The organism is Streptomyces sp. NPDC008238 (assembly GCF_042956445.1).
GTDB lineage: Bacteria > Actinomycetota > Actinomycetes > Streptomycetales > Streptomycetaceae > Actinacidiphila.
The window spans coordinates 687978-713139 of record NZ_JBIBGK010000002.1 but is presented as its reverse complement, the minus strand read 5'-3'; the positions used below and the strand labels follow the sequence as shown (position 1 = coordinate 713139).

General features: G+C 71.5%; 29 protein-coding genes and 4 tRNA genes. 22 read left to right on the top strand and 11 right to left on the bottom strand.

Translation table 11 applies throughout. The features are described from left to right. Nucleotides 1-111: 111 nt before the first annotated feature. The gene (locus tag ACFZAU_RS08200) at nt 112-600 is read right to left on the bottom strand and encodes a YajQ family cyclic di-GMP-binding protein (RefSeq protein WP_018558836.1); all 489 of its coding nucleotides are present in this window, start codon (nt 598-600) and stop codon (nt 112-114) included. 188 nt (nt 601-788) lie between these two features. On the opposite strand from ACFZAU_RS08200, the gene ACFZAU_RS08195 reads away from it, so the two are divergent. The 3 genes from ACFZAU_RS08195 to ACFZAU_RS08185 all read left to right on the top strand — a co-directional run bounded on the left by ACFZAU_RS08195 (nt 789) and on the right by ACFZAU_RS08185 (nt 3023). After that, nucleotides 789-870, top strand: a tRNA-Tyr gene (locus tag ACFZAU_RS08195). A gap of 166 nt (nt 871-1036) precedes the next feature. After that, entirely contained in the window at nt 1037-2065 is a 1029-nt protein-coding gene (locus tag ACFZAU_RS08190; protein WP_500551504.1) for a hypothetical protein, read from the top strand. 130 nt (nt 2066-2195) lie between these two features. Then, nucleotides 2196-3023: a hypothetical protein gene (locus ACFZAU_RS08185; protein WP_500551503.1), complete on the top strand. Its 828-nt coding sequence runs from the start codon at nt 2196-2198 to the stop codon at nt 3021-3023. A gap of 169 nt (nt 3024-3192) precedes the next feature. Here ACFZAU_RS08185 and ACFZAU_RS08180 read toward each other — a convergent pair whose 3' ends face one another. From ACFZAU_RS08180 to ACFZAU_RS08165, 4 genes are all read right to left on the bottom strand, one after another. Beyond that, on the bottom strand, nt 3193-3732 hold the full coding sequence (locus tag ACFZAU_RS08180; RefSeq protein ID WP_500551502.1) for a DUF2218 domain-containing protein: 540 nt from the start codon (nt 3730-3732) through the stop codon (nt 3193-3195). 92 nt (nt 3733-3824) lie between these two features. Next, nucleotides 3825-4616: a hypothetical protein gene (locus ACFZAU_RS08175; RefSeq protein ID WP_500551501.1), complete on the bottom strand. Its 792-nt coding sequence runs from the start codon at nt 4614-4616 to the stop codon at nt 3825-3827. Continuing rightward, nucleotides 4613-5170, bottom strand: a complete 558-nt coding sequence (locus ACFZAU_RS08170) for a SigE family RNA polymerase sigma factor (protein ID WP_500462450.1) — start codon at nt 5168-5170, stop codon at nt 4613-4615. Before ACFZAU_RS08170 ends, ACFZAU_RS08175 begins: the two co-directional genes overlap by 4 nt. 30 nt (nt 5171-5200) lie before the next feature. Further along, complete coding sequence (locus ACFZAU_RS08165) at nt 5201-5896, bottom strand: hypothetical protein (protein ID WP_500551500.1); 696 nt, start codon at nt 5894-5896, stop codon at nt 5201-5203. Between the two features lie 641 nt (nt 5897-6537). On the opposite strand from ACFZAU_RS08165, the gene ACFZAU_RS08160 reads away from it, so the two are divergent. Next, nucleotides 6538-7089, top strand: a complete 552-nt coding sequence (locus tag ACFZAU_RS08160; RefSeq protein WP_499606421.1) for a DoxX family protein — start codon at nt 6538-6540, stop codon at nt 7087-7089. A 174-nt stretch (nt 7090-7263) separates the two neighbouring features. Further along, the gene (locus tag ACFZAU_RS08155; protein ID WP_500462452.1) at nt 7264-7509 is read left to right on the top strand and encodes a DUF8825 domain-containing protein; all 246 of its coding nucleotides are present in this window, start codon (nt 7264-7266) and stop codon (nt 7507-7509) included. Here the strand turns inward: ACFZAU_RS08155 and ACFZAU_RS08150 are convergent. From ACFZAU_RS08150 to ACFZAU_RS08140, 3 genes are all read right to left on the bottom strand, one after another. After that, nucleotides 7479-7946 carry a nuclear transport factor 2 family protein gene (locus ACFZAU_RS08150; RefSeq protein ID WP_500551499.1) on the bottom strand — a complete coding sequence of 156 codons (468 nt, stop codon included), beginning with the start codon at nt 7944-7946 and terminating at the stop codon, nt 7479-7481. The genes ACFZAU_RS08155 and ACFZAU_RS08150 overlap by 31 nt on opposite strands. 173 nt (nt 7947-8119) lie before the next feature. Then, a complete protein-coding gene (locus ACFZAU_RS08145) occupies nt 8120-8782 on the bottom strand; it encodes an NAD(P)H-binding protein (protein WP_499606424.1) in 663 nt (220 codons plus the stop codon). 28 nt (nt 8783-8810) lie between these two features. Further along, nucleotides 8811-10055, bottom strand: a complete 1245-nt coding sequence (locus ACFZAU_RS08140) for an amidohydrolase family protein (protein WP_500551498.1) — start codon at nt 10053-10055, stop codon at nt 8811-8813. 213 nt (nt 10056-10268) lie between these two features. On the opposite strand from ACFZAU_RS08140, the gene ACFZAU_RS08135 reads away from it, so the two are divergent. The 7 genes from ACFZAU_RS08135 (at nt 10269) to ACFZAU_RS08105 (ending at nt 13963) form a co-directional block, all read left to right on the top strand. Continuing rightward, nucleotides 10269-10341 (top strand) — tRNA-Thr (locus ACFZAU_RS08135). Between the two features lie 46 nt (nt 10342-10387). Continuing rightward, nucleotides 10388-10460, top strand: a tRNA-Met gene (locus ACFZAU_RS08130). Nucleotides 10461-10548: 88 nt separating this feature from the next. Further along, nucleotides 10549-10713, top strand: coding sequence for a 50S ribosomal protein L33 (rpmG, locus tag ACFZAU_RS08125; RefSeq protein ID WP_004571794.1), 165 nt, complete (start codon nt 10549-10551; stop codon nt 10711-10713). A 99-nt stretch (nt 10714-10812) separates the two neighbouring features. Next, nucleotides 10813-11265: an FAS1-like dehydratase domain-containing protein gene (locus ACFZAU_RS08120; protein WP_499606426.1), complete on the top strand. Its 453-nt coding sequence runs from the start codon at nt 10813-10815 to the stop codon at nt 11263-11265. A gap of 4 nt (nt 11266-11269) precedes the next feature. Beyond that, nucleotides 11270-11704, top strand: a complete 435-nt coding sequence (locus ACFZAU_RS08115) for a MaoC family dehydratase (RefSeq protein WP_500462456.1) — start codon at nt 11270-11272, stop codon at nt 11702-11704. Nucleotides 11705-11863: 159 nt separating this feature from the next. Further along, entirely contained in the window at nt 11864-12427 is a 564-nt protein-coding gene (locus ACFZAU_RS08110) for a TetR/AcrR family transcriptional regulator (RefSeq protein ID WP_500551497.1), read from the top strand. Nucleotides 12428-12505: 78 nt separating this feature from the next. Beyond that, nucleotides 12506-13963 (top strand): DHA2 family efflux MFS transporter permease subunit, encoded by a 1458-nt coding sequence (locus ACFZAU_RS08105; RefSeq protein ID WP_500551496.1) that lies wholly within the window; start codon nt 12506-12508, stop codon nt 13961-13963. Nucleotides 13964-14061: 98 nt separating this feature from the next. On the opposite strand, the gene ACFZAU_RS08100 is transcribed toward ACFZAU_RS08105, so the two are convergent. Further along, nucleotides 14062-14544, bottom strand: a complete 483-nt coding sequence (locus ACFZAU_RS08100; RefSeq protein ID WP_500551495.1) for a winged helix-turn-helix transcriptional regulator — start codon at nt 14542-14544, stop codon at nt 14062-14064. Between the two features lie 130 nt (nt 14545-14674). Here ACFZAU_RS08100 and ACFZAU_RS08095 point away from each other — a divergent pair, with 130 nt between their 5' ends. Both ACFZAU_RS08095 and ACFZAU_RS08090 read left to right on the top strand, forming a co-directional pair. Further along, entirely contained in the window at nt 14675-15844 is a 1170-nt protein-coding gene (locus ACFZAU_RS08095; RefSeq protein ID WP_500551494.1) for a thiolase family protein, read from the top strand. A 58-nt stretch (nt 15845-15902) separates the two neighbouring features. Next, nucleotides 15903-16958, top strand: a complete 1056-nt coding sequence (locus tag ACFZAU_RS08090) for a UDP-N-acetylmuramate dehydrogenase (RefSeq protein ID WP_500551493.1) — start codon at nt 15903-15905, stop codon at nt 16956-16958. A 67-nt stretch (nt 16959-17025) separates the two neighbouring features. Here ACFZAU_RS08090 and ACFZAU_RS08085 read toward each other — a convergent pair whose 3' ends face one another. Then, complete coding sequence (locus ACFZAU_RS08085; RefSeq protein ID WP_500462461.1) at nt 17026-18039, bottom strand: adenosine deaminase; 1014 nt, start codon at nt 18037-18039, stop codon at nt 17026-17028. 135 nt (nt 18040-18174) lie between these two features. Then, nucleotides 18175-19392, bottom strand: coding sequence for a pyridoxal phosphate-dependent aminotransferase (locus ACFZAU_RS08080; RefSeq protein WP_499606434.1), 1218 nt, complete (start codon nt 19390-19392; stop codon nt 18175-18177). A 214-nt stretch (nt 19393-19606) separates the two neighbouring features. Here ACFZAU_RS08080 and ACFZAU_RS08075 point away from each other — a divergent pair. From ACFZAU_RS08075 to rplL, 8 genes are all read left to right on the top strand, one after another. Further along, nucleotides 19607-19679: transfer RNA gene (locus ACFZAU_RS08075), tRNA-Trp, on the top strand. Between the two features lie 62 nt (nt 19680-19741). Next, nucleotides 19742-20041, top strand: a complete 300-nt coding sequence (secE, locus tag ACFZAU_RS08070) for a preprotein translocase subunit SecE (protein ID WP_499606435.1) — start codon at nt 19742-19744, stop codon at nt 20039-20041. Nucleotides 20042-20110: 69 nt separating this feature from the next. Next, nucleotides 20111-20965: a transcription termination/antitermination protein NusG gene (gene nusG, locus ACFZAU_RS08065; protein ID WP_499606436.1), complete on the top strand. Its 855-nt coding sequence runs from the start codon at nt 20111-20113 to the stop codon at nt 20963-20965. Between the two features lie 246 nt (nt 20966-21211). Continuing rightward, entirely contained in the window at nt 21212-21646 is a 435-nt protein-coding gene (gene rplK / locus ACFZAU_RS08060; protein WP_319135229.1) for a 50S ribosomal protein L11, read from the top strand. 74 nt (nt 21647-21720) lie between these two features. Further along, complete coding sequence (rplA, locus tag ACFZAU_RS08055; RefSeq protein WP_500551492.1) at nt 21721-22446, top strand: 50S ribosomal protein L1; 726 nt, start codon at nt 21721-21723, stop codon at nt 22444-22446. Nucleotides 22447-22608: 162 nt separating this feature from the next. Beyond that, nucleotides 22609-23565: an SCO4651 family lipoprotein gene (locus tag ACFZAU_RS08050; RefSeq protein ID WP_500551491.1), complete on the top strand. Its 957-nt coding sequence runs from the start codon at nt 22609-22611 to the stop codon at nt 23563-23565. A 270-nt stretch (nt 23566-23835) separates the two neighbouring features. Beyond that, a complete protein-coding gene (gene rplJ, locus ACFZAU_RS08045; RefSeq protein WP_089226434.1) occupies nt 23836-24390 on the top strand; it encodes a 50S ribosomal protein L10 in 555 nt (184 codons plus the stop codon). Nucleotides 24391-24471: 81 nt separating this feature from the next. Further along, on the top strand, nt 24472-24861 hold the full coding sequence (rplL, locus tag ACFZAU_RS08040; protein ID WP_499606439.1) for a 50S ribosomal protein L7/L12: 390 nt from the start codon (nt 24472-24474) through the stop codon (nt 24859-24861). The last annotated feature ends 301 nt before the right edge of the window (nt 24862-25162 follow it).

The window sequence follows — 25162 nt, the reverse complement described above, 5'->3', positions numbered from 1 at the left end:
ATTACGCACCTGCGGCGGCTTCCCGGGCGGCACCCTCCGAATGCGCCCCGTCGTGCGCGTGGCGAAGGCCCCGGCCGCCTCCTCCCGGCCGGGGCCTCGGCAGGGCCTCGCTCAGCGGTAGTTCACGAACTGCAGCGCGAAGTCGAGGTCCTTGCCCTTCAGCAGTGCGATGACGGCCTGCAGGTCGTCCCGGCTCTTGGACGTCACGCGCAGCTCCTCGCCCTGGACCTGCGCCTTGATGCCCTTGGGCCCCTCATCGCGGATGATCTTGGCGACCTTCTTGGCGTTCTCCTGCGAGATGCCTTCCTCGATGGTCGCGAAGATCTTGTACTCCTTGCCGGACAGCTGGGGCTCGCCCGCGTCCAGCGACTTCAGCGAGATCCCCCGCTTGACCAGCTTGGTCTCGAAGACGTCCAGGATGGCCTTGACCCGCTCCTCGGAGTTGGCCTGCATCAGGATCTTGTCCCCGGACCACGAGATCGACGCGCCGACGTTCTTGAAGTCGTAGCGCTGCGAGATCTCCTTGGCGGCCTGGTTGAGGGCGTTGTCGACCTCCTGCCGCTCGACCTTCGAGACGATGTCGAAACTGGAGTCGGCCATCTTCAGTTGGCTCCTTGGCTCTGATCCGTCGGGTCCGCGACCCGCCTCCGGGCCGCCCCCGCAAGCCTAGCCACCGGACCCGCCCGAAGCGCTGATCAATAGGGTGGCGGAGCACCCCCACGCATCGGGTATTGTTTACGACGTCGCCACGGGGACCGCACACAAGCGGCCCGCGGAGACACTTCCCAGGCGGTGTGCCCGAGTGGCCAATGGGAGCGGACTGTAAATCCGTCGGCTTAGCCTACCCAGGTTCGAATCCTGGCGCCGCCACAGTGGAAACACAGCCCCTGAGCTGCGGAAACGCAGATCGGGGGCTGTTTTGTTTGCGCCGGCGGGTGGGGGCTGCCGTCTGTCCGTCCGCTCCCGCACTCCCGCTCCCCGCGGTCGTGGACGGGGCCTGGACGGAATGCTGGGTCCGATGTCTATCGTCGCCCGCATGAAGAGGACTACGCCGCCGCGCCCGCTCGATATCGAAGCGCTCTTCCCGGAACTTGCCGCGCACCGGGGCACGACCACCCGGCTCCACCCACGGCCGGGCAGGCCAGAGGTGTCGGCGAGTTCCGTGGGCGGTCCGATGTTGTGGCCGGCGGACGAGCCGTGGCCGGTGTGCACCGAGGCTCACGGCCGTGGGTGCGGCCGGCGCCCCGCGGACATCCACCGGGAACGACGGATCCTGACCACCGCGTGGACCCGCCGGGCGGCCCCGGGGCCGACGGACGAGGAACGCGGCCTCCTGCAGGAGTTGCGCCGCCCGCACCGGATCGCGGAAGCCTCCGAGACCGACCCGCTGCCGTTGATCGGTCTGGCGCAGCTGTTCCGGCGGGACGTACCCGACCTGGGCGGGCCGGACGACTGCGACCTGCTCCAGGTGTTCTGGTGCCCCTTCGACGCACACGGTCCGGGACGGCACGGCATGCTGCTCGACCTGCGCTGGCGCAGGTCCGCGGAGGTAGGGGAGGTGCTCGCCCTGCCACCACAGCCGCAGGTCGTCGGCTTTGAGGGATACGTCCCGGAGCCGTGTGTCCTGCACCCGGAACAGGTGGTCACCTACCCCTTCGCCGGTCTTCTCCCGGAAGAGCTGTGCGCCCGGATCGACGCCTGGGAAGAGGCCTCGGAAGAAGAGGCCGAGCAGTCTGCCACCGAAGAAGGTGCCGACCCGGTCGGCTATCAGTACGACGTGTCCATCCCACCCGGCTGGCGCGTCGGTGGGTTCGCGTCCTGGCATGTCACCGACCCGTCACCGATGGTGTGTCTCACCTGTGCGACGCCGATGGAACTCCTGCTGACCATCGACAGCTCCGAGTGGGACGGCGGTAGCGCCAGTTGGAAACCGCTCGAAGAGCAAGACCTCTCCCCGCACCCGTTCGCCACACCCACCAAGGTCCGCGTGGGCCGCGACGGTGAACTCAACATCTTCGAGTGCCCCGCCGACCCCGGACATCCGCACCGCTGGAACCTGCAGTAGGACGCCGGATGCCTGCGACCGGACCGAAGCGTCGGTGATCGGCAACGACGCGACGTCGGCGGGACGAACGGCATGAACTCGTCAGATAGGCTGCCGCCTCTTCCAACGGCCTTCTCCTGAAGAGGTGTGAATGAGAACTGGCAGACGAATCGCCGCGGTGGCCACGCTCGTGGGGGCGCTGGGGCTCTCGGCGCTGAGCGCGCCGACGGCTCACGCGGCGGACACCGGCATCACCGTGTCGAACATCGTCGTCAACAACGGCAAGCCGATCGTCGTCGGCACGTCGAAGGTGGTGGAGCCGCCCATGCGGTTCAACATCGCGCTGCCTGCCGGGTACAGCACCGCCGACCCCTCCCGCTATGACGCCTTCCCCTTCCTCTACCGCGGGAGCATCAACACGGCGGCGGACAGCGGGGAGAACTTCATCGGGCCCGGCGGCTACACCTGTTACGAGATCGACTCCAAGCACGCTCGCTGCGAGGGCAACCTCTACATCGACCCGGACCCGAGCCAGGAGCACGTCGACTCCAACAGCGACGCCACGACCTGGAAGGTCGGCGTCTCGCTGCGCCTGTGGAAGGCCGGCGGCGGCCTGAAGGCCGCGGAGCGGGAGACGCGGTCCACGACCGTCCAGCTCAAGCGCGCGGCCAAGGCCACCACCAACGCCTCGCCGGAGCCGGTCACCAAGGGCAAGCCGATCACCGTCACGGGCAAGCTGACCCGGGCGAACTGGAGCACGAAGAAGTACGGCGCCTACAGCGGCCGTTCCGTCAGCCTCCAGTTCCGCGCCAAGGGCAGCGATACCTTCAAGACGGTCAAGAAGGCCACCACCAGCAGCACCGGGGGCCTGAAGACCACGGTCACCGCCTCGGTCGACGGTTACTACCGCTGGGTGTACTACGGCAACTCCACGACCGGCGTGGCCACCAGCGCGTCCGACTACGTCGACGTGCGCTAGGACCAGGCCGGGCGGTTCACCTCACGCTGAGCCCACCCGCGTGCCGACGGGCCCGGCGCTGACGCGCAAGGCCCGTCGGCGGGAGCCGGCGATCTCGACGTGATGCGAGCGGGCGGCGTTCCTGCGACCGGCCGTGACGTGTGCCGCCGGCTACGGCGGCTGCCGCGGATCAGCGGTGCCGGCGGGCCTTGCCGCGGCGACCGGCGCGACGCCGGAGCAGGTGGATGGCCTTGGCCAGGAGGACGGCCAGGAGGGCGCCGAGGGCCCAGTGCTTCCAGGGGCCGGACGTGAGCAGGAGGCCGCCGAGGCCCAGGTGGGCGGCGACGACCAGGACGACGACGGCCGCGATGCCGAGCTTCGTCCCGCGTCGCGGACGTGGCGTGGCGGCTGCGGACGGCTGCCAGGTGACCTCCGGTGCCTCGGGGCCGCCGATCTCCCGCAGCCGTCCGGCGACCAGGTGCTGGATGCGCCGGAGGCTTTCCCGGTCCGCCGCTTCGACGTGGAGCGTCAGCGAGCCGGGCCCGGCCTGCAGGGTGCACCGGCCGCCCTCGGCCTCGATGGTCCCGTGCCTGTCGGACCACGCGGCGTGGTCCTCGTGCTGCGCGGCGGTGCCCGTCACGCCCGCCCGCGTGCACAGTTGAGCCAGGTACCGGGCCGGGTGGTCCGTGGGGATGCGGCCTTCGGCCCGCTGCGACTGCTCGACGCCCATGACGGGGGAACCCCACCTTCCGTGGCCGGTGTGCCTCGTCCATGAGGACAGGGCGGCCGAGCGGAATGTGACACCGGCTGCGCGCTTCGGGGTCAGCGCCAGTAGGTGTCGTGGGTGAGGCGTTGGTGGTGCCCGTCGTACTGGTCGACGGTGGCGATGGTCCTGCCGTCGGGTATGGCGATCGCCCAGGCGCGGTAGTCGGTGCCGGGGACGGTGACGGTGGGGGCTTTGAGGCTGGTGCCGTCGCTGAAGATGACGATGCCGTAGTCGACGGCGGCTTCGGGGTTGGAGACCATGAGGCGGGTGCCGGTGGTGCCCTTGTCGTGCAGGCCCCACAGGCCCGTGTCGCCGGAGCCGGCGGGGTCGTGGGCGCCGGTGACGGGCTGGCAGTCGGACCAGGGTCCGCCCTGGTGGTCGATGCGTACGCCGCCGATGTACATGCGCTGGCACAGCAGTGCGGTGCCGGACGCGGGGGTGCCGTCGGGTGCGGTCGGGAGTTCGTAGCCTCCCGGCAACGTCTTGTGGAACTCCAGCGCCACCGACCAGGCAGTGCCGTCCGTCGTGCCGCCGCCCACGGCTACGGTCACGGGTCCCGGCTTCGCGGTGACCGTGGGACTCGACGCGGGCGAGGAACGCTGCGCGGGTCCGGCGGGGGGGCGGGGGCCGTGGAACGGGAGGGCCAGGGCGACGGCGAGGACGCAGGCCGCACCGGTCACGGCGCCGACCACGGCGGCGGCGCGGTGGCGTTTCCTGCGGGCCCGCGCGGTGGCGAGGATCCGGTCCACGGGGGCCTGGGAAGAGGGGTAGGTGTCGCGCGACCGGGCGAAGGCGTCGCGCAGCCAGTCCTCTTGGGCGGGGCGTCGTCGGTCGTGGTCGGGAGTCATCGTGCCTCTGCGGGGCGGCTGGGCGGGTGGAGGCGGGCGAGCGTCGTCCGGTTGCGCAGTTTGTCCAGGGCCCGGGAGGCCTGGCTCTTCACCGTGCCGACCGAGCAGCCGAGGACGTCCGCCACTTCCTCCGCCGACAGGTCCTCGCAGTAGCGCAGCACGACGACCGCCCGCTGCCGCTCGGGCAGGCCGGCGAGCAGCCGGGCCAGGGCGTCGTAGCCGTCCACGGCCCCGACACCCGCACCGTCCTCGGGGACGGTGCGGGTGTCGGGCAGCGACGGGAGGAGGAGGTGGGCGATCCTGCGGCGGCGGTACCGGCTGCGGTTGGTGTTGACCAGCGCCCGCCGCACGTAGTGCTCGGCGTGCTCGGGCCGCAACCGCCCCCAGTGCGGGTAGACCTTGGCCAGCGTCGACTGCACGAGGTCTTCCGCTTCGTGGAAGTCCCCGGTGAGCAGGTACGCCGTGTGGGTCAGGGCGCGCCAGCGGGCGGCGACGAACCGGGTGAACTCCGCGTCCGGTCCGTCGTCCTCGGCTCGGTCGTCACGTTGCTGCACGGCAGGAGGTGCCCGTCCTTCTTCCCGGGGTCAGCGCCAGTAGGTGTCGTGGGTGAGGCGGTGGTGGCGCTTGTCGTACTGGTCGACGGTGTCGATGGTCTTGCCGTCGGGTATGGCGATCGCCCAGGCGCTGTAGTCGGTGCCGGGGACGGTGACCGTGGCGGCCTTCCGGTGGGTGCCGTCGCTGAAGGTGATGACGCCGTACGCGACGGCCGCTTCGGGGTTGGAGACCATGAGGCGGGTGCCGCTGGTGCCCTTGTCCTGGAAGCCCCACAGGCCCATGCCGCCGGAGCCGGCCGGGTCGTGGGCGCCGGTGACGGGCTGGCAGTCGGACCAGGGGCCGCCCTGGTGGTCGATGCGCACCCCGTCGATGTACATGCGCTGGCACAGCAGTGCGGTGCCGGACGCGGGCGTGCCGTCGGGCGCGGTCGGCAGCTCGTAGCCCTCCGGCAGCGTCTTGTGGAACTCCAGCGCCACCGACCAGAGCTTGCCGTCCACCCGGCCCTTGCCGATCAGCTGCGTGACGACCGGGGACGCCTGCTTCTTCGGCGCGGCGACCGCCGCGGCGGGTACGGCGGCGGGTGCGCCGGCCCGCTGCGCGGCCGGGGCCGCCTGGGCCGCCGGGCCCGACGGCGCCGCCACCGCGGTGGCGCCGAGGGACACCGCGCCGATGGCGACGGCCGCGGCGGTCGCGATGCCCGCCTTCCTGGCAAAACTGAGAGCCACGGAGCATTTCTCCTTCGAAGCTGCCGCCCGGCACGGCGCCGGGCGGTCCTTGGCGGCCGGCGCGGTGGGCCCGCGCGCCGGCCCGCGGTGACCACCGGATGCGGCGGCCGCCACGTTGGACGTCCGTTCGTAGGTACTCCCGAATCTGCGCGGAGGGTTGCACGGCCGGACAAATTCGTTTGCAGCGGAGAGAGTTGAGGCCACAGTCCTACGGTGGCGGCCGGCGGCCGGCGGTCGCTCCGGGGCCGGCCGGGCCCGTGGTCCCGGCCTCCCCGACGGCCGGATCGCCCGCATTCGGGCGCGGAGCGCCGGCGCCGTCCACTCCAGTCAGCGGGCCGCCGGCGAGCACCACCCGGCCGCGATCCGCTCGGCCCCTGCTTCCGCTTCCCGCGCCCGGACGCCCCCGCACGACCGGGCCCCGCGCGGCGCGGTCCCCGGGTACTACTCAGCACTTCCGATATTTCGGGATGAGATGTACGAAAGAGGGGAAAGTGGTTGAAAGCGGCACACCGTCGCGCACTCCTGGAAAGGGAGGAGGGATGTGCGTGTGATCCGCGATCACTGCACCGACACGCTCCGCTGGTCCCCGGGGATCGGCCGGCACCGCCCGCCGGTGCCCCGGGGGCGGAAGAGGGTTCCCCATGAACTACATAGCTGAGCGATTGCGCGTCCCGCCGCAGACCGAGGACGCCGTGCCGCCGCAGCCGCGGGTGACCGCCGGCGACTGCGGCCTGCTGCTGATCCGGCTCACCTTCGGCGTCCTGATGGCGGGGCACGGGCTGCAGAAGCTCTTCGGGTGGTTCGGCGGCCAGGGGCTCACCAGCACCGGGAAGGGCTTCGAGCAGCTGGGCTTCTCGCCGGGCAAGGTCTACGCAGCCATCGGCGGGGCCTCGGAGTTCCTGGGCGGCGTGGGTCTGGCCCTCGGGCTGTTCACCCCGCTCGCCGCCGCGGCGCTGATCGGCGTCATGATCAACGCCATGGTCACCGTGACCGGTGCCCGCGGGCTGTGGGACGAGCAGGGCGGCATCGAGTACAACCTGGCGATCGTCGTCGTGGCCCTGGGCGTCGCCGCCATCGGCCCCGGGCGGCTCGCGCTGGACCGCTGGTTCCGCTGGGGGAGGGGCGGCTGGGCCGACGCGGTCGTCGCGCTCGCTCTCGGCGGCGTGGGGGCGCTGGTCGTCCTGAACCTCTAGGCCGGTCCCCGTACCGGCGGCACGCATCCGTACGACCCCGGGGCGCGGGGGAGCCCCGGGGTCGTGGCACGTCCGGCGCCGGTGGGACACGGGGGTGCCCCCGTCGCAAGCTCACCCCTACGAGTGATGCGTGGGGGCGTGCCGAGAAAATCGAACACGTGATTGAATAACGGCATGGCCAACACCGTGTTCCCGCCCGATCTGGTGCAGGCGCAGCGCGAATGGCACCTCACCTACGCGCAGCTCGCCGCGGAGCCGGCCCACGCGGCGATCCTGAGACGACGCCTGCTGTGGCTGTCCTGCCGGCTGTTCTGGCACCCGTACTGGCACACCGGCCCGGGCCGCTCGCCCGCGGCCCGGGTGGAGTTGCGGCAGCAGGCGCGGGCCGCTCAGAACCCGAGGTCGGACAGACCCGGGTGATCGTCGGGCCGCCGCCCCAGCGGCCAGTGGTACCTGCGCTCCGACTCGGCGATGGGGGTGTCGTTGATGCTGGCCAGCCGCACGCGCATCAGGCCCTCGTCGTCGAACTCCCAGTTCTCGTTGCCGTAGGAGCGGTACCAGTTGCCGGAGTCGTCGCGGCACTCGTAGGCGAAGCGGACCGCGATGCGGTTGCCGTCGAAGGCCCACAGTTCCTTGATGAGCCGGTACTCCTGCTCCCTCGTCCACTTGCGGGTGAGGAAGGCGACGATCTCCTCCCGCCCGTGGACGAACTCGCCGCGGTTCCGCCACCGGCTGTCCGGCGTGTAGGCGAGGGACACCTTCTCGGGGTCGCGGCTGTTCCAGGCGTCCTCCGCGAGGCGGACCTTCTCGATCGCGGTCTCGCGGGTGAACGGGGGTGCCGGGGGTTTCATCGGCATGATGTCTCCGTGACGTCGGGGGATGGCGCCGGCCGTCCCGATACGATCAAGTGCAGCCCAGAGCCGGGCTGATCGCATCTCGGCCGTTCCCCCCTCTACCCGCCCGCCCGTGCCCGCATCCGCGCCGCGCGGAATCGGGGCCACGGGGGGAGGCCGCCCGCCGCGGGCCCGGTTCAGTTGCCGGCGACGTCCTTCACCGCGACCGACACCGGGGTGTGACCCTCGATCAGTTCCAGCGTGAGCCCGGCCGTCGAAGGGGTCTCCAGCAACTCCGCGAGGACCGCCGCGACGTCGTCGCGCGTCACTGAACCGCGCCCGGTCGAGGCGGCGAGCCGGACCCGCCCCGTGCCGGGGTCGTCGGTCAGACGGCCGGGGCGCACGATCGTCCACTCCAGCCCGGTGCGCCGGCGCACCTCGGCGTCGGCGGCGCCCTTGGCCCGCAGATAGGCGGCGAAGACCTCGTCCGTGCCGGGGCGTGGATCGGCGTCGGCCCCCATCGCGGAGACCATCAGGTAACGGCGTACGCCCGCGCGTTCCGCCGCGTCCGCCAGCAGTACGGCGGCGTCCCGGTCCACGGTCTCCTTGCGCGCGAGGCCGCTGCCCGGCCCCGCGCCCGCCGCGAAGACGACCGCGCCGGCACCGGACAGCGCCCGGGCCACCTCGTCCACCGACGCCGACTCCAGGTCGAGCACGATCGGCTCGGCGCCGGCCTCGCGCAGGTCACCGGCCTGTTCCGGCCTGCGGATGATGCCTGCCACCTCGTCCTCGCGCGCGGCGAGCAGGCGTTCCAGCCGCAGCGCGATCTGTCCATGTCCACCAGCGATCACAGTGCGCATGCCACCGACGCTACGCCCGGCGTGCCGTTCATGCCGGGTCACGGCGACTCCTCGACTGACGCGGCAGGTCGAGCGCGAGGGTGTCGGTGTACTCGCGTACCGCGCTGGTCCGGGAGACGACCCGCCCCCGGTGGATGACGATCCGGCTGTACGCGAGCGACAGCGCGCTCTCCAGCCGGTCGGCCCGCACCGCGAGCAGTTCGGCGGGGAAGCCCGCCTCCACCCGCACCTCGGGCAGCCCCATGACGGCACGGGCCTCCCTGCTGACCGCCTCGTACGCCTCGCCGGGGGCGCACTCGCCGTGCGAGGCGAGCAGGAAGGCGGCCTCCAGGGGGTCGCCGCGGCCGACGGGGTTGGTCAGGTCGCGCAGGGCGCCGCTGCCCGCGGCGATCCGGACGCCGGCCGCACGCAGCGTGCGCACCGGCGCGGTGCTGCCCCGACGCACCGACTCCAGCGCGCCGCAGGCGCCCTGGGGGAGGGCGGTCAGCGAGACCCCGGCGGCGGCGAGCTGTCCGGCGAGCCGGACGGTGGTGTCGTACGGCAGCCGGGCCAGGCCCCCGCAGGGGCCGAGGGCGACGCCGGGGCGCAGCCCCCCTGCCATCGCGGCGAGCCGGGAGAGCCGGGCCGGGTCGGCGGCGTCGGTGTGCAGGTCGACGGGGAGGCCGAACTCGGCGGCGACGCCGAGCACGGCCTCCGCGTAGCCGGCCGGGTCGGGGTCGAGGTCGGGGCAGCCGCCCACCACGTCTGCGCCCATCTTGAGGGCGTCGCGGAGCACGGCGAGGCCGTCCGCGCCGGCGGGCCCGGAAAGGACCCGGGGCACGGCCACGGTCTGCACGTCGACCAGGCCGCGCAGCGCGCGCCGGGCCTGCAGCGCGGCCTCCAGGGCGCGCAGCCCCTGGACGTCGCCGATGCGGATGTGGGTGCGGACCGCGGTCGCCCCGTGGCCGAGCTGGTGGAGGGCGCCCTCGGTGACCCTGCGCTGCACGTCCTCGGCGTCGTACGAGGGAGGGCCGGCGGAGCCGGCGGTCAGGGCGGTGTCGAGGTGGGCGTGGGGTTCTGCGGGTGCGGGCAGCAGGAGGTAGCCGCCCAGGTCGACCCGGGTGCCCTCGTGGAGGCTGCCGGCGGTGCCGACGGCCTCGATGCGCGCTCCGGCCAGGCGGACGTCGACGGTGCGTCCGTCGGCGAGGCGGGCACCGCAGAGCAGGAGGGCGGGGGCTGGGGCGGCTTCGCCGAGCGGCGGGTCGGTGGGCTGCTGCGGCTGGCTGTCGGTCATCGCGCTCCTCGGGGCCGGAGGCAAGATCACGCGGTTCCGAGCCTAGGGCGCGCCGCCCGGTACGTCCGGGAAGAGCGAATAGTCGTACTGGTGACGTCAAGTGACGTATGGGGCCGAGCGGCTGGGGCGGCGGAGGTGGGAGGTGGTCCCGCGACCGTCCGCAAGATACGGATTTCACCTTCGGCGGCGGACCGTGTAATGTCTTCCTCGCTCGCCCCAATAGCTCAGTCGGCAGAGCGTCTCCATGGTAAGGAGAAGGTCTACGGTTCGATTCCGTATTGGGGCTCTGGTGATCGGATGACCCGCCACCCGGCGGGTGATCTCTTCATCGAAGCGGCGTAGCTCAGTCGGTAGAGCAAGCGGCTCATAATCGCTGTGTCACCGGTTCAAGTCCGGTCGCCGCTACCCCGCGTAGCCGATTGTGGGATCGGTCCTTCAATCGGCTACTCTTTCCGTGTTCAAACCTTATTGCCGTTCGTCAAGGAGCACTCACGTGGCCGCCACCGACGTCCGCCCGAAGATCACGCTGGCCTGCGTGGAGTGCAAGGAGCGGAACTACATCACCAAGAAGAACCGGCGCAACGACCCGGACCGTCTTGAGATGAAGAAGCACTGCCCGCGCTGCAACGCGCACACCGCGCACCGCGAGACGCGCTGACCCAGGCCGTAAGACCCAAAGAGGCCGCCCCTGTCACCGGGGGCGGCCTCTTGGCGTTGGCGGACCCGCCGACGCGCAGACCGAGTTCCGGAGGTGCCGATGGCGCTGGACCAGTCCTTCGTGGGGCGGACGTATCCGCCCACCGCTCCGTACGAGGTGGGCCGGGAGAAGATCCGCGAGTTCGCCGAGGCCGTCGGTGACCCGAACCCGGCCTACACCGACCCCGACGCCGCCAAGGCGCTGGGCCACCCGGACGTGATCGCGCCGCCGACCTTCCCGTTCGTGATCACGTTCAAGGCCTCGGGGCAGGTCGTCCTCGACCCGGAGCTGGGACTGGACTACGACCGTGTGGTGCACGGCGACCAGAAGTTCAGCTACACCCGGCCCGTCCGGGCCGGAGACCGCCTCTCGGTGACGGTCGCCATCGATGCCATCAAGTCGCTCGCGGGCAACGACGTCCTGGACGTCCGCGGCGAGGTCCACGACGAGAGCGGCGAGCACGTGGTGACGGCGCTGATGAAACTGGTGGCGCGCGCGCCGGAGGGTGAGTGAACCGATGACGGCGAAGATCTCCTACGACGAGGTCGAGGTCGGCACCGAACTGCCGGGCGGCTCCTTCCCGGTGGACCGTGCCACGCTCGTGCGGTATGCCGGCGCCTCCGGTGACTTCAACCCGATCCACTGGAACGAGAAGTTCGCCAAGGAGGTCGGCCTGCCGGACGTCATCGCGCACGGCATGTTCACCATGGCCTCGGCGGTCCGTGTGGTGACGGACTGGGCCGGCGACCCGGGCGCGGTCGTGGAGTACGGCGTGCGCTTCACCAAACCGGTCGTGGTGCCGAACGACGGCACGGGTGCGCTGATCGAGGTCAGCGCCAAGGTCGCGGCCAAGCTGGACGACGACGAGCGCACGGTCCGGGTGGACGTGACGGCCGTCAGCGCCGGCCAGAAGGTGCTGGGCATGTCCCGTGCGGTGGTCCGGCTCGCGTAGCCCGCGCGGCAGGGCCCGAGCGGCAGGGCCCGCGGGGTAGGCCTCGTGAGGTAGGCCTCGTGCGGTGGTCAGGCTCCTGTGGCCGTGAGGAGAAGGCGGCGGGCGTTCCCGCCGCCTTCCTCTTGTCCTGGCTTGTTATTGACTGATAACTTACTTCGTATGGCAGGCGACGGGATGCGGATGAGCGCGGAGGAGCGCCGCGAGGCGGCGGTCCGCGCGGCGATGACGGAGTTCGGCAGGGGTGGCTACAACGGCACCTCCACCGGCGTCATCGCCAAGCGCATGGGAGTGTCGCAGCCGTACCTCTTCCGGCTCTTCCCCAACAAGAAGGCGCTGTTCCTGACCGCCGCGGCACGGTGCGTCGAGACGATCGAGGCGCACTTCGAAAAGGCGGCCGAGGGGCTGGAGGGGGAGGCGGCGTACGAGGCGATGTGCGGTTCGTACCGGGAGCTCGTCGGGAGCGGCGACGTCCTGCGGATGCAGCTGCAGATGTACGTGGCCGCCGTCGACGACGAGGAGATCCGCGAGGCCTGCCGGCGCGGCTGGCTGGGCCTGTGGGACTACATCACGACGCGTACCGGGGTGGGCGACCGCGACGCGGCGGAGTTCTTCGGCACGGGGATGCTCGTGAACGTACTGGTGGCGCTCGGTGTCCCACAGCACGAGCGCAGCTGGGCCGGGATCGACGGCCTCTACGCGGACCGCTTCCCGGAGAAGGGCTGACGGGTCGCGCGGGTCCTTCCGGAGCCCACCCATGTCCATGAAAGTTATTGATCAATTACTAATCAGGTGGGGGAGTTCATGGCACAGCACCCGACGGAGGCCAGGCGCGGCAGCGTCGTCTGGGCCCTCGTCATCACCAGCGTCGCCGGGTTCATGGCGGCGCTCGACAACCTCGTCGTCACCACGGCGCTGCCCTCCATCCGCGCGGACCTCGGCGGGGCGCTGGAGGACCTGGAGTGGACGGTGAGCGCCTACACGCTCACCTTCGCCGTCCTCCTGATGTTCGGCGCCGCCATGGGCGACCGCTTCGGCCGCCGCCGCATGTTCCTCGTGGGCCTCGGCGTCTTCTCCGCGGCCTCGGCCGCCGCCGCGCTCGCCCCCGGCATGGGCGAACTCATCGCCGCCCGCGCCGTCCAGGGCGTTGGCGCCGCGATCCTGATGCCCCTCACCCTCACCCTGCTCTCCGCCACCGTCCCGCCCGAGCGGCGCGGCATGGTGTTCGGCATCTGGGGAGCCGTCAACGGCCTCGCGGTTGCCGCCGGACCGCTGATCGGCGGCTCGCTCACCGAGCACATCTCCTGGCAGTGGATCTTCTGGCTGAACGTCCCGATCGGTCTTCTCCTGCTGCCCCTCGCCCGGTTGCGGCTCGCCGAGAGCCGCGGCCCCGACCCGCGGCTCGACGCGACCGGCACGGTGCTCGCCAGCGTGGGCCTGTTCGGCATCGTCTACGCCCTCGTCCGCGGCAACGCCGACGGCTGGACCAGCGGCCCGGTCCTCGGCGGCCTCATCGGCGGCGGTGTGCTGCTGGCGGCCTTCGTCCGGCACGGGATGCGGGCCCGCAACCCGATCCTGCCGATGCGGCTCTTCCGCAGCCGGGCCTTCGCCGCCATCAACGCGGCCAGCCTGCTGATGTTCCTCGGCATGTTCGGCTCGATCTTCCTGCTCAGCCAGTTCCTCCAGGGGGTAGCGGGCTACTCCCCGACGGAGGCGGGGCTGCGCATGCTGCCCTGGACCGGCATGCCGATGATCGTCGCGCCCATCGCGGGCCTCCTCTCCGACCGCGTCGGCGGCCGGCCGGTGGTCGCCGCCGGACTCGCCCTGCAGGCGGTCGGCCTCGGCTGGTTCGCGCTGGTCGTCGAGCCGGGCATGTCGTACGCGGCGCAGGTGCCGGCGCTGATCGTGAGCGGTGTCGGGATGGCGATGTACTTCGCCCCGAGCGCCAACATCGTCATGGGCAGCGTGCGGCCGGAGGAGCAGGGGATCGCCTCGGGCGCCAACAACGCCCTGCGCGAGGTCGGCGGGGCCCTCGGCGTCGCGACGCTCGCGGCGGTCTTCTCCGCCCAGGGCGGCTACGAGTCCGGGACGCGGTTCGTCGACGGCCTCACCCCGGCTCTCTGGGTGGGCGCGGCCGCCGTCGCGGTCGGCGCGCTCGCGGCGCTCCTCGTCCCGTCCCGGCGCGCCGCGAAGGCGGCTGCCGCGGCGGACGCCGAGGCGGCCCCGGCGCCGGTCGAGCCGCTGGTCGACGCGACGCCCTGACGGTGCATCGCCCGGGGGTGGGTGTGTCACCTCGGCGCACCCGCCCTGCCGGCCCCCCGCCTCACGGGTCGCCCGCCGCACGGGCCGCCCGTCCCGATTCAGCCGGACGCCGCCGGCCCCGCGGTGGTCCAGCCCTCGCTGCGGATGTCGAGGGCGAGGTCGCGGTCGTGGAGTTCCTCCCCGCACGTGCCGCAGTGCTCGACCGCGTCCAGGGGGTGGTCGTCCCGGTGCCGGAGGACGACGGGCGGCTCGTCCACCGCCCACTTGTCGCCCCACGCAACCAGCGCCCGGATGACCGGCGCGAGATCGCGCCCCGCCTCCGTCAGGTGGTACTCGTACCGCGGCGGCCGCTCGCTGTAGGGCCGCCGTTCGACGATGCCGGCCTCCTCCAGGGCGCGCAGCCGGGCGGTGAGGCGGTCGCGCGGGGCACCGGTGTTGCGGGCGACGGCGTCGAAGCGCCGGTTGCCGTAGAGGATCTCCCGGACCGCGAGCAGCGCCCACTTCTCGCCGACGACGTGCAGGGCCGCGGCGGCGGAGCAGGGGCGTCCCGGCAGCGGGGGCACAGGTGTGGTCGGGCTCACCGGACCAGTCTCACACAGCGGGTTGTGATTCCAAACCAACTCGCCCTACCCTTCACCCCACCAGAGAGTTGGAAAATCAAACTAACTGGTACCGCCCCGCACACCCCCCCTCACAGGAGGCGAGAACGCCATGCGCGACGCCGTCGTCGTGGAAGCCGTCCGCACCCCCATCGGCAAGGGCAAGCCGGGTGGGGCGCTCGCCGGGACGCACCCGGTGGAGCTGCTCGCGCACACCCTGAAGGAGCTCGTCGGCCGCAGCGGGATCGACCCGGCGCTCGTCGACGACGTCATCGGCGGCACCGTCGACCAGGTCGGCGAGCAGGCCATGAACACCACCCGCTGGGCCTGGCTCTCGGCGGGCCTCCCCGACTCCGTCCCGGCCACCACGGTCGACCGGCAGTGCGGTTCCTCCCAGCAGGCCGTGCACTTCGCCGCGCAGGGCGTCATCGCCGGCGCCTACGACGTCGTCGTGGCCTGCGGCGTGGAGTCCATGAGCCGGGTGCCCATGTGGTCCAACGTGCCGCCCGGCGCTGACCCGTTCGGCCCGGGCGTCGCCGAACGCTTCCCCGGCGGACTCGTGCCGCAGGGCATCAGCGCGGAGCTGATCGCCGCCAAGTGGTCGCTCAGCCGGGAGGCGATGGACGACTTCGCCGCCGAGTCGCACCGCAGGGCCGCCGCGGCGTGGTCGGCCGGCGCCTTCGAAGCGGAGGTCGCGCCGCTCGCCGGGCTCACCACGGACGAGTCCGTCCGCCCCACGACCACCCCGGAGATCCTCGCCGGACTGCGCCCCGCCTTCGCCGACCCCGGCTACGCCGAGCGCTACCCGCAGATCGACTGGTCGGTCACGGCCGGCAACAGCAGCCCGGTCAACGACGGCGCCTCCGCCGTATTGATCACCAGCGGCGAGACCGCCGAGCGCCTGGGCCTGCGCCCGCTCGCCCGGCTGCACAGCTTCGCGGTCACCGGCTCCGACCCCCTGCTGATGCTGACCGGCGTCGTCCCGGCCACCGAACGCGTGCTGCGCCGCGCCGGGCTGGACCTCGCGGACATCGACCTGTTCGAGGTCAACGAGGCCTTCGCCAGCGTGGTCCTCGCCTGGCTCCAGGAGACCGGCGCCGACCCCGCCAAGGTCAACGTCAACGGCGGCGCCATCGCGCTCGGCCACCCGCTCGGCGCCAGCGGCACCCGGCTGATGACCACCCTCGTCCACGCCATGCGGGCCCGGGGCGCGCGCTACGCGCTGCAGACCATGTGCGAGGCGGGCGGGCTGGCCAACGCGACGGTCCTCGAGGCGCTGTGACCCGTACGGGACGGGCGGCGCCCCTGGCCCGGCCGGCCCGCCCCGTACCCTGAATGCCGTGCACGTACTCAACGACGCCCCGCTCGCGCCCCTGACCACCTTCCGCCTCGGCGGCCCCGCCACGCGCCTGGTGACGGCGACCACGGACGCCGAGGTCGTCGAGGCCGTACGGGAGGCGGACGCGGCCGGGACGCCGCTGCTGGTCATCGGCGGCGGCAGCAACCTGGTGATCGCCGACGAGGGCTTCGCCGGCACCGCGCTGCGCATCGCCACCCGCGGCTTCGAGCTGAACGGCACCGAGCTGGAGCTGGCGGCGGGCGAGGTGTGGACGGACGCCGTCGCCCGCACCGTCGAGGCGGGCCTGGCCGGCGTCGAGTGCCTGGCCGGCATCCCGGGCTCCGCCGGGGCCACGCCGATCCAGAACGTGGGCGCGTACGGCCAGGAGGTCGCCGGCACGATCAGCGAGGTGATCGCGTACGACCGGACCACCGGCGAGACGGTCGTCCTGGACAACGCCGGGTGCGCCTTCTCCTACCGGCACAGCCGCTTCAAGGCCGACCCCGCCCGCTACGTCGTGCTGCGGGTGCGCTTCCGCCTGGAGGACGCCGACGGCATGTCCGGCCCGCTCAAGTACGCCGAGGTCGCCCGCGCCCTCGGCGCCGGCCCGGGCGACCGGGTGCCGCTGGACACCGCCCGCGAGACGGTGCTCAAGCTGCGCTCGGGCAAGGGCATGGTGCTGGACCCCGAGGACCACGACACCTGGTCGGCGGGCTCCTTCTTCACCAACCCGGTCCTCACCGAGGCCGGTTGGGCGGACTTCCTGACCCGCGTCCACGACCGGCTCGGCCCGGACGCCGCGCCCCCCGCCTACCCCGCGGGCGACGGCCGCACCAAGACCTCCGCCGCCTGGCTGATCGACAAGGCGGGCTTCACCAAGGGCTACGGCACCGGCCCCGCGCGGATCTCCACCAAGCACACCCTGGCCCTCACCAACCGGGGCGGGGCGACGACCGCCGACCTGCTCGCGCTCGCCCGCGAGGTCATCGGGGGCGTCCACGCGGCCTTCGGGATCACGCTGGTCAACGAGCCGGTGACGGTCGGCGTGAGCCTCTGATCCACCGGCCGCGGGTGCGCGACGGCGGCCCGGCCGCCGTCGCCCGCTCCGTCCCGGTCCCGATCGATCAGCCGCCGAGCCAGTCGTCGATCCCCGCCAGGAGCTTGGTCCGCACGCCCTCGGGGGCCGCGGAGCCGCGTACCGACTGCCGGGCCAGCTCCGCCAGCTCCTCGTCCGTGAAGCCGTGGGCCTCCCGGGCGAGCGTGTACTGCGCGGCGAGCCGCGAACCGAACAGCAACGGGTCGTCGGCGCCCAGCGCCATCGGCACGCCGGCGTCGAAGAGGGTGCGCAGCGGCACCTGCTCGGGCCGGTCGTAGACGCCGAGGGCCACGTTGGACGACGGGCAGACCTCGCACGTGACCCCGCGCTCGGCGAGCCGGGCCATCAGCCGCGGGTCCTCGGCCGCCCGCACGCCGTGCCCGACCCGGCCGGCGTGCAGGTCGTCCAGGCAGTCGCGGACGCTGCCCGCGCCCGCCAGCTCGCCGCCGTGCGGCGCCGCCAGCAGCCCGCCCTCCCGGGCGATGGCGAACGCCCGGTCGAAGTCCCGGGCCAGGCCGCGGCGCTCGTCGTTGGAGAGCCCGAAGCCGACCACCCCGTGGTCGGTGTAGCGCACCGCGAGGCGGGCCAGCGTACGGGCCTCCAGCGGGTGCTTGGTGCGGTTGGCGGCGACGAGGACGGCCATGCCCACGCCCGTCTCCCGGGAGGCGGTCTCCACCGCGTCCAGGATGATCTCCATGGCCGGGATCAGGCCGCCCAGGCGAGGTGCGTACGAGGTGGGGTCGACCTGTATCTCCAGCCACCCCGACCCGTCGCGGGCGTCCTCCTCGGCGGCCTCGCGGACCAGACGCCGGATGTCGTCGGGGGAGCGGAGCACGGAACGCGCGATGTCGTACAGGCGCTGGAAGCGGAACCAGCCGCGCTCGTCGGTCGCGCGCAGACTGGGCGGTTCGCCCGAGGTCAGCGCCTCGGGGAGGTGCACACCGTACTTGTCGGCGAGCTCCAGCAGGGTCGCGGGCCGCATCGAGCCGGTGAAGTGCAGGTGGAGGTGCGCCTTGGGGAGGAGGGATACATCGCGTGCCATCCACAGATCCTGCCGCACCGGTGGGGGGTGCCGGTACCGCTTTCGGCCGCTTTCCCCGAACGAGGGCTTGCCCGCACACACACGCGGGCCCCTGACCGCCAGGTCAGGGGCCCGCGGGACGGGTTGGGCCCGGGCTCAGGCCTTGGCCTCGCCCAGCAGCTTCTGCATCCGGGAGACGCCTTCGACGAGGTCCTCGTCACCGAGGGCGTACGACAGGCGCAGGTAGCCGGGGGTCCCGAAGGCCTCGCCCGGGACGACGGCGACCTCGGCCTCCTCCAGGATCAGCTCGGCGAGCTCCACGGAGCTCTGCGGCCGCTTGCCGCGGATCTCCTTGCCGAGCAGCGCCTTGACCGACGGGTACGCGTAGAACGCGCCCTCCGGCTCGGGGCAGACGACACCGGGGATCTCGTTGAGCATCCGCACGACGGTCTGGCGGCGCCGGTCGAAGGCCTTCCGCATCTCGGCCACGGCCACCAGGTCACCGGAGACGGCGGCCAGGGCGGCGACCTGCGCGACGTTGCTCACATTGGAGGTCGCGTGCGACTGGAGGTTGGTGGCGGCCTTGACGACGTCCTTGGGGCCGATGATCCACCCCACGCGCCAGCCGGTCATGGCGTAGGTCTTGGCGACGCCGTTGACCACGACGCACTTGTCGCGCAGCTCGGGGAAGAGCGCCGGCAGCGAGACCGCGGCGGCGTCCCCGTAGACCAGGTGCTCGTAGATCTCGTCCGTCAGCACCCACAGGCCGTTGTCGACGGCCCAGCGGCCGATCGCCTCGGTCTCGGCCTCGGTGTAGACGGCGCCGGTCGGGTTGGACGGCGACACGAAGAGCACGACCTTGGTCTTCTCCGTGCGGGCGGCCTCCAGCTGCTCGACGGAGACCCGGTAGCCGGTGGTCTCGTCGGCGACCACCTCCACCGGGACACCGCCGGCCAGCCGGATCGACTCGGGGTAGGTCGTCCAGTACGGCGCCGGGACGATGACCTCGTCACCCGGGTCGAGGATGGCGGCGAAGGCCTCGTAGATGGCCTGCTTGCCGCCGTTGGTGACCAGGATCTGGGAGGCGTCGACCTCGTAGCCGGAGTCGCGCAGCGTCTTGGCGGCGATCGCGGCCTTCAGCTCCGGCAGGCCGCCGGCCGGCGTGTAGCGGTGGAACTTCGGATTGCGGCACGCCTCCACGGCCGCCTCGACGATGTAGTCGGGCGTCGGGAAGTCGGGCTCGCCGGCTCCGAAGCCGATGACCGGTCGCCCGGCGGCCTTGAGGGCCTTGGCCTTCGCGTCCACGGCGAGCGTCGCGGACTCGGAGATCGACCCGATGCGGGCCGACACGCGTCGTTCAGTTGCAGCGGTCATGTCTGCATCGTCGCAGACCCGGCGGCACCGGAGCACACGAGTTCACGTTCCGGGCAGAACCGCGCGCAACCGCTCCGAACCGCGCCCGGACACGCGACGCATTCGACGCCCGGCCCGCGAACACGTACACTCATCCGTCGATGGCCCCCGCGAGCTGATCTTGGCTGCGCACATCGTGCAGCCGCTCGGATGCGGTACGTTGGGGGGCACTCAAAGGGTCGTAGCTCAATTGGTAGAGCACTGGTCTCCAAAACCAGCGGTTGGGGGTTCGAGTCCCTCCGGCCCTGCTACAAGCAGGCAGACGCTTTGAGGATTGTTTCGGCAACGACCCGGATTCAGGTGAGGACGAGTGACGGAAGCCCTGGGCTCCACCGCGACGCCTGAAAGTGGTCGTCCCGACAGTGAATCCGCGGACGCCACCTCCAAGAAGCCCCGCCGCGGCGGCAAGCGCGGCAAGAAGGGGCCCCTCGCGCGCCTCGCGCTCTTCTACCGCCAGATCGTCGCGGAGCTCCGCAAGGTCGTCTGGCCCACGCGCAGCGAGCTCATGACGTACACCAGCGTGGTGATTGTCTTCGTTGTGGTCATCATCGCGCTCGTTACCGTGATTGACTGGGGATTCAACAAGGGCGTCTCGTACGTCTTCGGGTGATTCCTCCCGCGGAGGGCGCCCGCGGCGCCCGACCGCCTGTTCCACATCGTGAAGGAAGAAGCAGCGACCGTGTCTGACCCGAACCTGTACGACGCCGACGAGACCGTCGAGGGCGACGACACCGCGCTCGACATCGTCGAGGCAGCCGACGGCGACATCGACCAGGCGGAGGCTGCAGACGAGGCCGCCGGCGAGCCCGCCGAGCAGGCTGCCGTCCAGGTCGTCGACGAGGACGAGGTGGACGAGGCCGAGGCGGACGAGGCCGACGAGGCAACAGGTGAGGAAGCGGCGGAGGAGCAGGCCCCGGTGGACCCGGTCGCCGCGTTCCGCGAGGAGCTGCGCGTCCTCCCCGGCGAGTGGTACGTGATCCACACCTACGCCGGTTACGAGAACCGCGTGAAGTCCAACCTGGAGCAGCGCGCCGTCTCGCTGAACGTCGAGGACTACATCTACCAGGCCGAGGTGCCCCAGGAAGAGGTCGTCCAGATCAAGAACGGCGACCGCCGCACCGTCCGTCAGAACAAGCTGCCCGGCTACGTGCTGGTGCGCATGGACCTGACGAACGAGTCCTGGGGCGTCGTCCGCAACACCCCCGGTGTCACCGGCTTCGTCGGCAACGCCTACGACCCGTACCCGCTGACGCTGGACGAGGTCACCAAGATGCTGGCCCCGGAGGTCGAGGAGCAGGCCGCCGCCGCTGCCGAGGGCGGCGAGGGCGGTGCCGTACCGAAGCGCAAGGTCGAGGTCCAGGTGCTGGACTTCGAGGTCGGCGACTCGGTCACGGTCACCGACGGCCCGTTCGCGACGCTGCAGGCCACGATCAACGAGATCAACCCGGACTCGAAGAAGGTCAAGGGCCTCGTGGAGATCTTCGGCCGCGAGACGCCGGTCGAGCTCAGCTTCGACCAGATCCAGAAGAACTAGCAGGTCCCGAACCACCGAAGCGCCCCCGCCCGCGGTCACCCGCCGGGACGGGGGCTCTTCCGTGTCCGGCGACGGCCGGCGGGCCGCCGTCCGGTGCCCGGGAAATGCCAGTGGCGGGGGTCGCGCGCGGTGCGGGAGGGGTTGTCTGACCTGCCCGGTTTCAGGGCTCGGCACGATACCCGCTATCGTGGTGCGGTATGCCTGCTCGCAGGCAGGAAAACTCTCACTAGGACCCGGAGAGAGCACATGCCTCCCAAGAAGAAGAAGGTCACGGGGCTTATCAAGCTCCAGATCAACGCTGGTGCGGCCAACCCGGCCCCGCCGGTGGGCCCGGCACTGGGCCAGCACGGCGTGAACATCATGGAGTTCTGCAAGGCCTACAACGCGGCCACCGAGTCGCAGCGTGGCTGGGTGATCCCGGTGGAGATCACGGTCTACGAGGACCGCTCCTTCACCTTCATCACCAAGACCCCGCCGGCCTCCCGCATGATCCTCAAGGCCGCGGGTGTGGAGAAGGGCTCCGGCGAGCCGCACAAGACCAAGGTCGCGAAGCTTACGCGCGACCAGGTCCGCGAGATCGCCACGACCAAGCTGCCCGACCTCAACGCGAACGACCTGGACGCCGCCGAGAAGATCATCGCCGGCACCGCGCGTTCCATGGGCATCACGGTCGAGGGCTGACCACTCCACCAGCAGTTCCGTGGTAGGACCTGCTCGGTCCGCACCACGACTCCTCAAGACACACAGGAGCAGTAGTGAGCAAGCGCAGCAAGTCCCTCCGGGCTGCGGACGCCAAGATCGACCGGGAGCGTCTGTACGCGCCCCTCGAGGCCGTCCGTCTGGCCAAGGACACCTCCACCAGCAAGTTCGACGGCACCGTCGAGGTTGCCTTCCGTCTGGGCGTCGACCCGCGCAAGGCCGACCAGATGGTCCGTGGCACCGTGAACCTTCCGCACGGCACCGGTAAGACCGCCCGGGTCCTGGTCTTCGCGACCGGTGACCGTGCCGAGGCCGCGCGTGCCGCGGGCGCCGACATCGTCGGCGCCGACGAACTGATCGACGAGGTCGCGAAGGGCCGTCTGGACTTCGACGCCGTCGTCGCCACCCCGGACCTCATGGGCAAGGTCGGCCGCCTCGGCCGCGTCCTCGGCCCCCGTGGTCTGATGCCGAACCCGAAGACCGGCACCGTCACCCCCGACGTGGCCAAGGCCGTCACGGAGATCAAGGGCGGCAAGATCGAGTTCCGCGTCGACAAGCACTCGAACCTGCACTTCATCATCGGCAAGACCTCGTTCGGTGAGCAGCAGCTGGTCGAGAACTACGGCGCCGCCCTGGACGAGGTCCTGCGTCTGAAGCCGTCCGCCGCCAAGGGTCGCTACATCAAGAAGGCCGCCATCAGCACCACGATGGGCCCCGGCATCCCGCTCGACCCGAACCGCACCCGCAACCTCCTCGTCGAGGAGGACCCGGCCGCCGTCTGACCGGGTCGGGCCGCCAGGCCCGTGCAGCTGTGAAGCCGGCCCCGCTCCTCTCCGGAGGTGCGGGGCCGGTTTTTTCGTACGACTGTGTCGGCGCGGTGCGTTAACGTGACGAGCGGTTCCACCGGGACCAGTGGACGACGGACGGCATGGGGTGGGGTTTTCATGAGCTTGTCGGCAGCGAAGCGTGTGGGCGTCGGTCTGGCGGCCGTGGCCGTCGTGGTCGGGCTCGCGGGCTGCGACGACGGCGACGGCGGCGGCAGCAAGAAGCGCAAGAAGGCCGACGCGCCCCACGAGGCCGTCCAGACGCAGGGGGACATCACCGAGGCCATCCAGGCCGCCTTCCGCAAGACCTCGGAGGCCAAGTCCGCCAAGGTCCGCATGACGATCACCGTGCCGGCCGGCGCCCAGGGCGGCGGCACCATGCGCATCGCCGGCGTGCAGGGATGGGACCCGGCGGTCATGGACGTCACCATGGACGGCGCCGCCCTCACGGCCGCGGACCCGGACGCCCCCTCCCAGATCCGGATGATCATGCTGGACCAGGCCATGTACATGGACATGGGGGAGAAGTCCGCCGCCGAGATGGGCGGCAAGCGCTGGATGAAGCTGGACCTGAAGGCAGCGGCCGAGGTCAGCGGCAGCAAGGAGCTCCAGCAGAAGATGACCGGCGGCCTGGACAGCACGAACCAGGACCCGGCCGAGCAGCTCGCCCTGCTGCTCCAGTCGCCCAACCTCAAGCACGTCGGCTCGGAGAAGGTCGCCGGCGTCGAGGCGGACCACTACAAGGGCACGCTGACCTTCGAGGAGATGGTGGACGCCAACACGTCGTCCGACGTCCTCTCCGCGAAGGAGCGCGAGGCCCTGATCGCCAACCTCAAGAAGGCGGGCGTCAAGGGCTACGACACCGAGGTCTGGGTCAACCGGGACCACTACCCGGTGAAGATGGTCGTGGGGACGAAGACGCCCGAGGGCACGGTCCGCATGAGCGCCTCCTACTCCGACTACGGCGCCGCGGTGAACGTCCAGGCGCCGCCGGCGAAGGACACGGTCGACCTGTTCGGGATGCTGGGGGACATGAAGGCGTCCGGACTGGACGGGGGCACCGGCCTCGGCGGCTGACCTGCCCCGGTAACGGATTTGCCTGGCGCGGAGCCGTTCGCGTACCCTTCTGCTGAAGCCAAAGACCGCTGGTTGTTGGCGCGCCCGCGAGGGCGCGGCAGCCGAAGGATCCGCTGATGCGGACGGCCCGCGCAGGTGACAGTGGATGTACTCCCGGAATCGCATCGTGGTTCCGGTCGAGTCACGCCCCGTGCGCCTGCGCCGGGGCGTTTGTTTTTGCCCGGCCCCTTCCCGTGCGGTCCGAATCACCCGGAAGGAGGCCGAGGCTCTATGGCGAGGCCCGACAAGGCCGGTTCGGTCGCAGAGCTGACGGACAAGTTCCGCAGCTCCAACGCCGCCGTGCTGACCGAGTACCGCGGTCTCACCGTGGCGCAGCTCAAGACGCTGCGCCGTTCGCTCGGTGAGAACGCCCAGTACGCCGTGGTGAAGAACACGCTGACCAAGATCGCGGCCAACGAGGCCGGGATCACCGCCCTGGACGACCTGTTCGCGGGTCCGACGGCGGTCGCCTTCGTCACCGGTGACCCGGTGGAGTCGGCGAAGGGTCTCCGTGACTTCGCCAAGGAGAACCCGAACCTCATCATCAAGGGCGGCGTGCTTGACGGCAAGCCGCTGTCCGCCGATGAGATCAAGAAGCTCGCGGACCTCGAGTCCCGCGAGGTGCTGCTCGCCAAGCTGGCGGGTGCCATGAAGGCCAAGCAGGGCCAGGCCGCTGCTGTCTTCCAGGCCCTGCCGTCGAAGCTCGTCCGCACCGTGGAAGCGCTGCGTGCGAAGGCCGAGCAGGGCGGTGCCGGTACGCCGGCTCCCGCCGAGGACGCGGAGTAACCACTCCCGTGCTCTAGCGGGCCCGTACGCCCGCCGACATGTACATCCGGCACCCGCCGAATTAGTGGAAGGACCGCCATCATGGCGAAGCTCAGCCAGGACGACCTGCTCGCGCAGTTCGAGGAGATGACCCTCATCGAGCTCTCCGAGTTCGTGAAGGCCTTCGAGGAGAAGTTCGACGTCACCGCCGCCGCCCCGGTCGCCGCCGTCGTCGCCGGTGGTGCCGCTGGTGGCGCCGCCGCCGAGGCCGTCGAGGAGCAGGACGAGTTCGACGTCATCCTCACCGGCGCCGGCGAGAAGAAGATCCAGGTCATCAAGGTCGTGCGCGAGCTGACCTCCCTGGGTCTGAAGGAGGCCAAGGACCTCGTCGACGGCACCCCGAAGCCGGTCCTCGAGAAGGTCAACAAGGAGGCCGCGGAGAAGGCCGCCGAGTCCCTCAAGGCCGCGGGCGCGTCCGTCGAGGTCAAGTGATCCCTGCCCCTTCCGGGGGGCTGATCAGCCGCGGGGCGGCCACCCTTTCGGGTGGCCGCCCTCGGTCGTTTGCGTGGTGCGTCACCCGCTCCGGCGATCGGCCCGGGTAGGGTGATCATCACCGCTCCGGGACCGTCGGCTTCCTTCAGCTGTGACGATCTCCGCGGGGCGGAGCCCTTGACGAACCGCACGTGGCGCGCGATTCTCAGGACGCGTCGTCACATCGGCCATGCACCGAGGCATGGATCGAGGGCGATGCGGGAATGCCTCACCTGGCAAGCGCGAATGAGGGCATGACGGC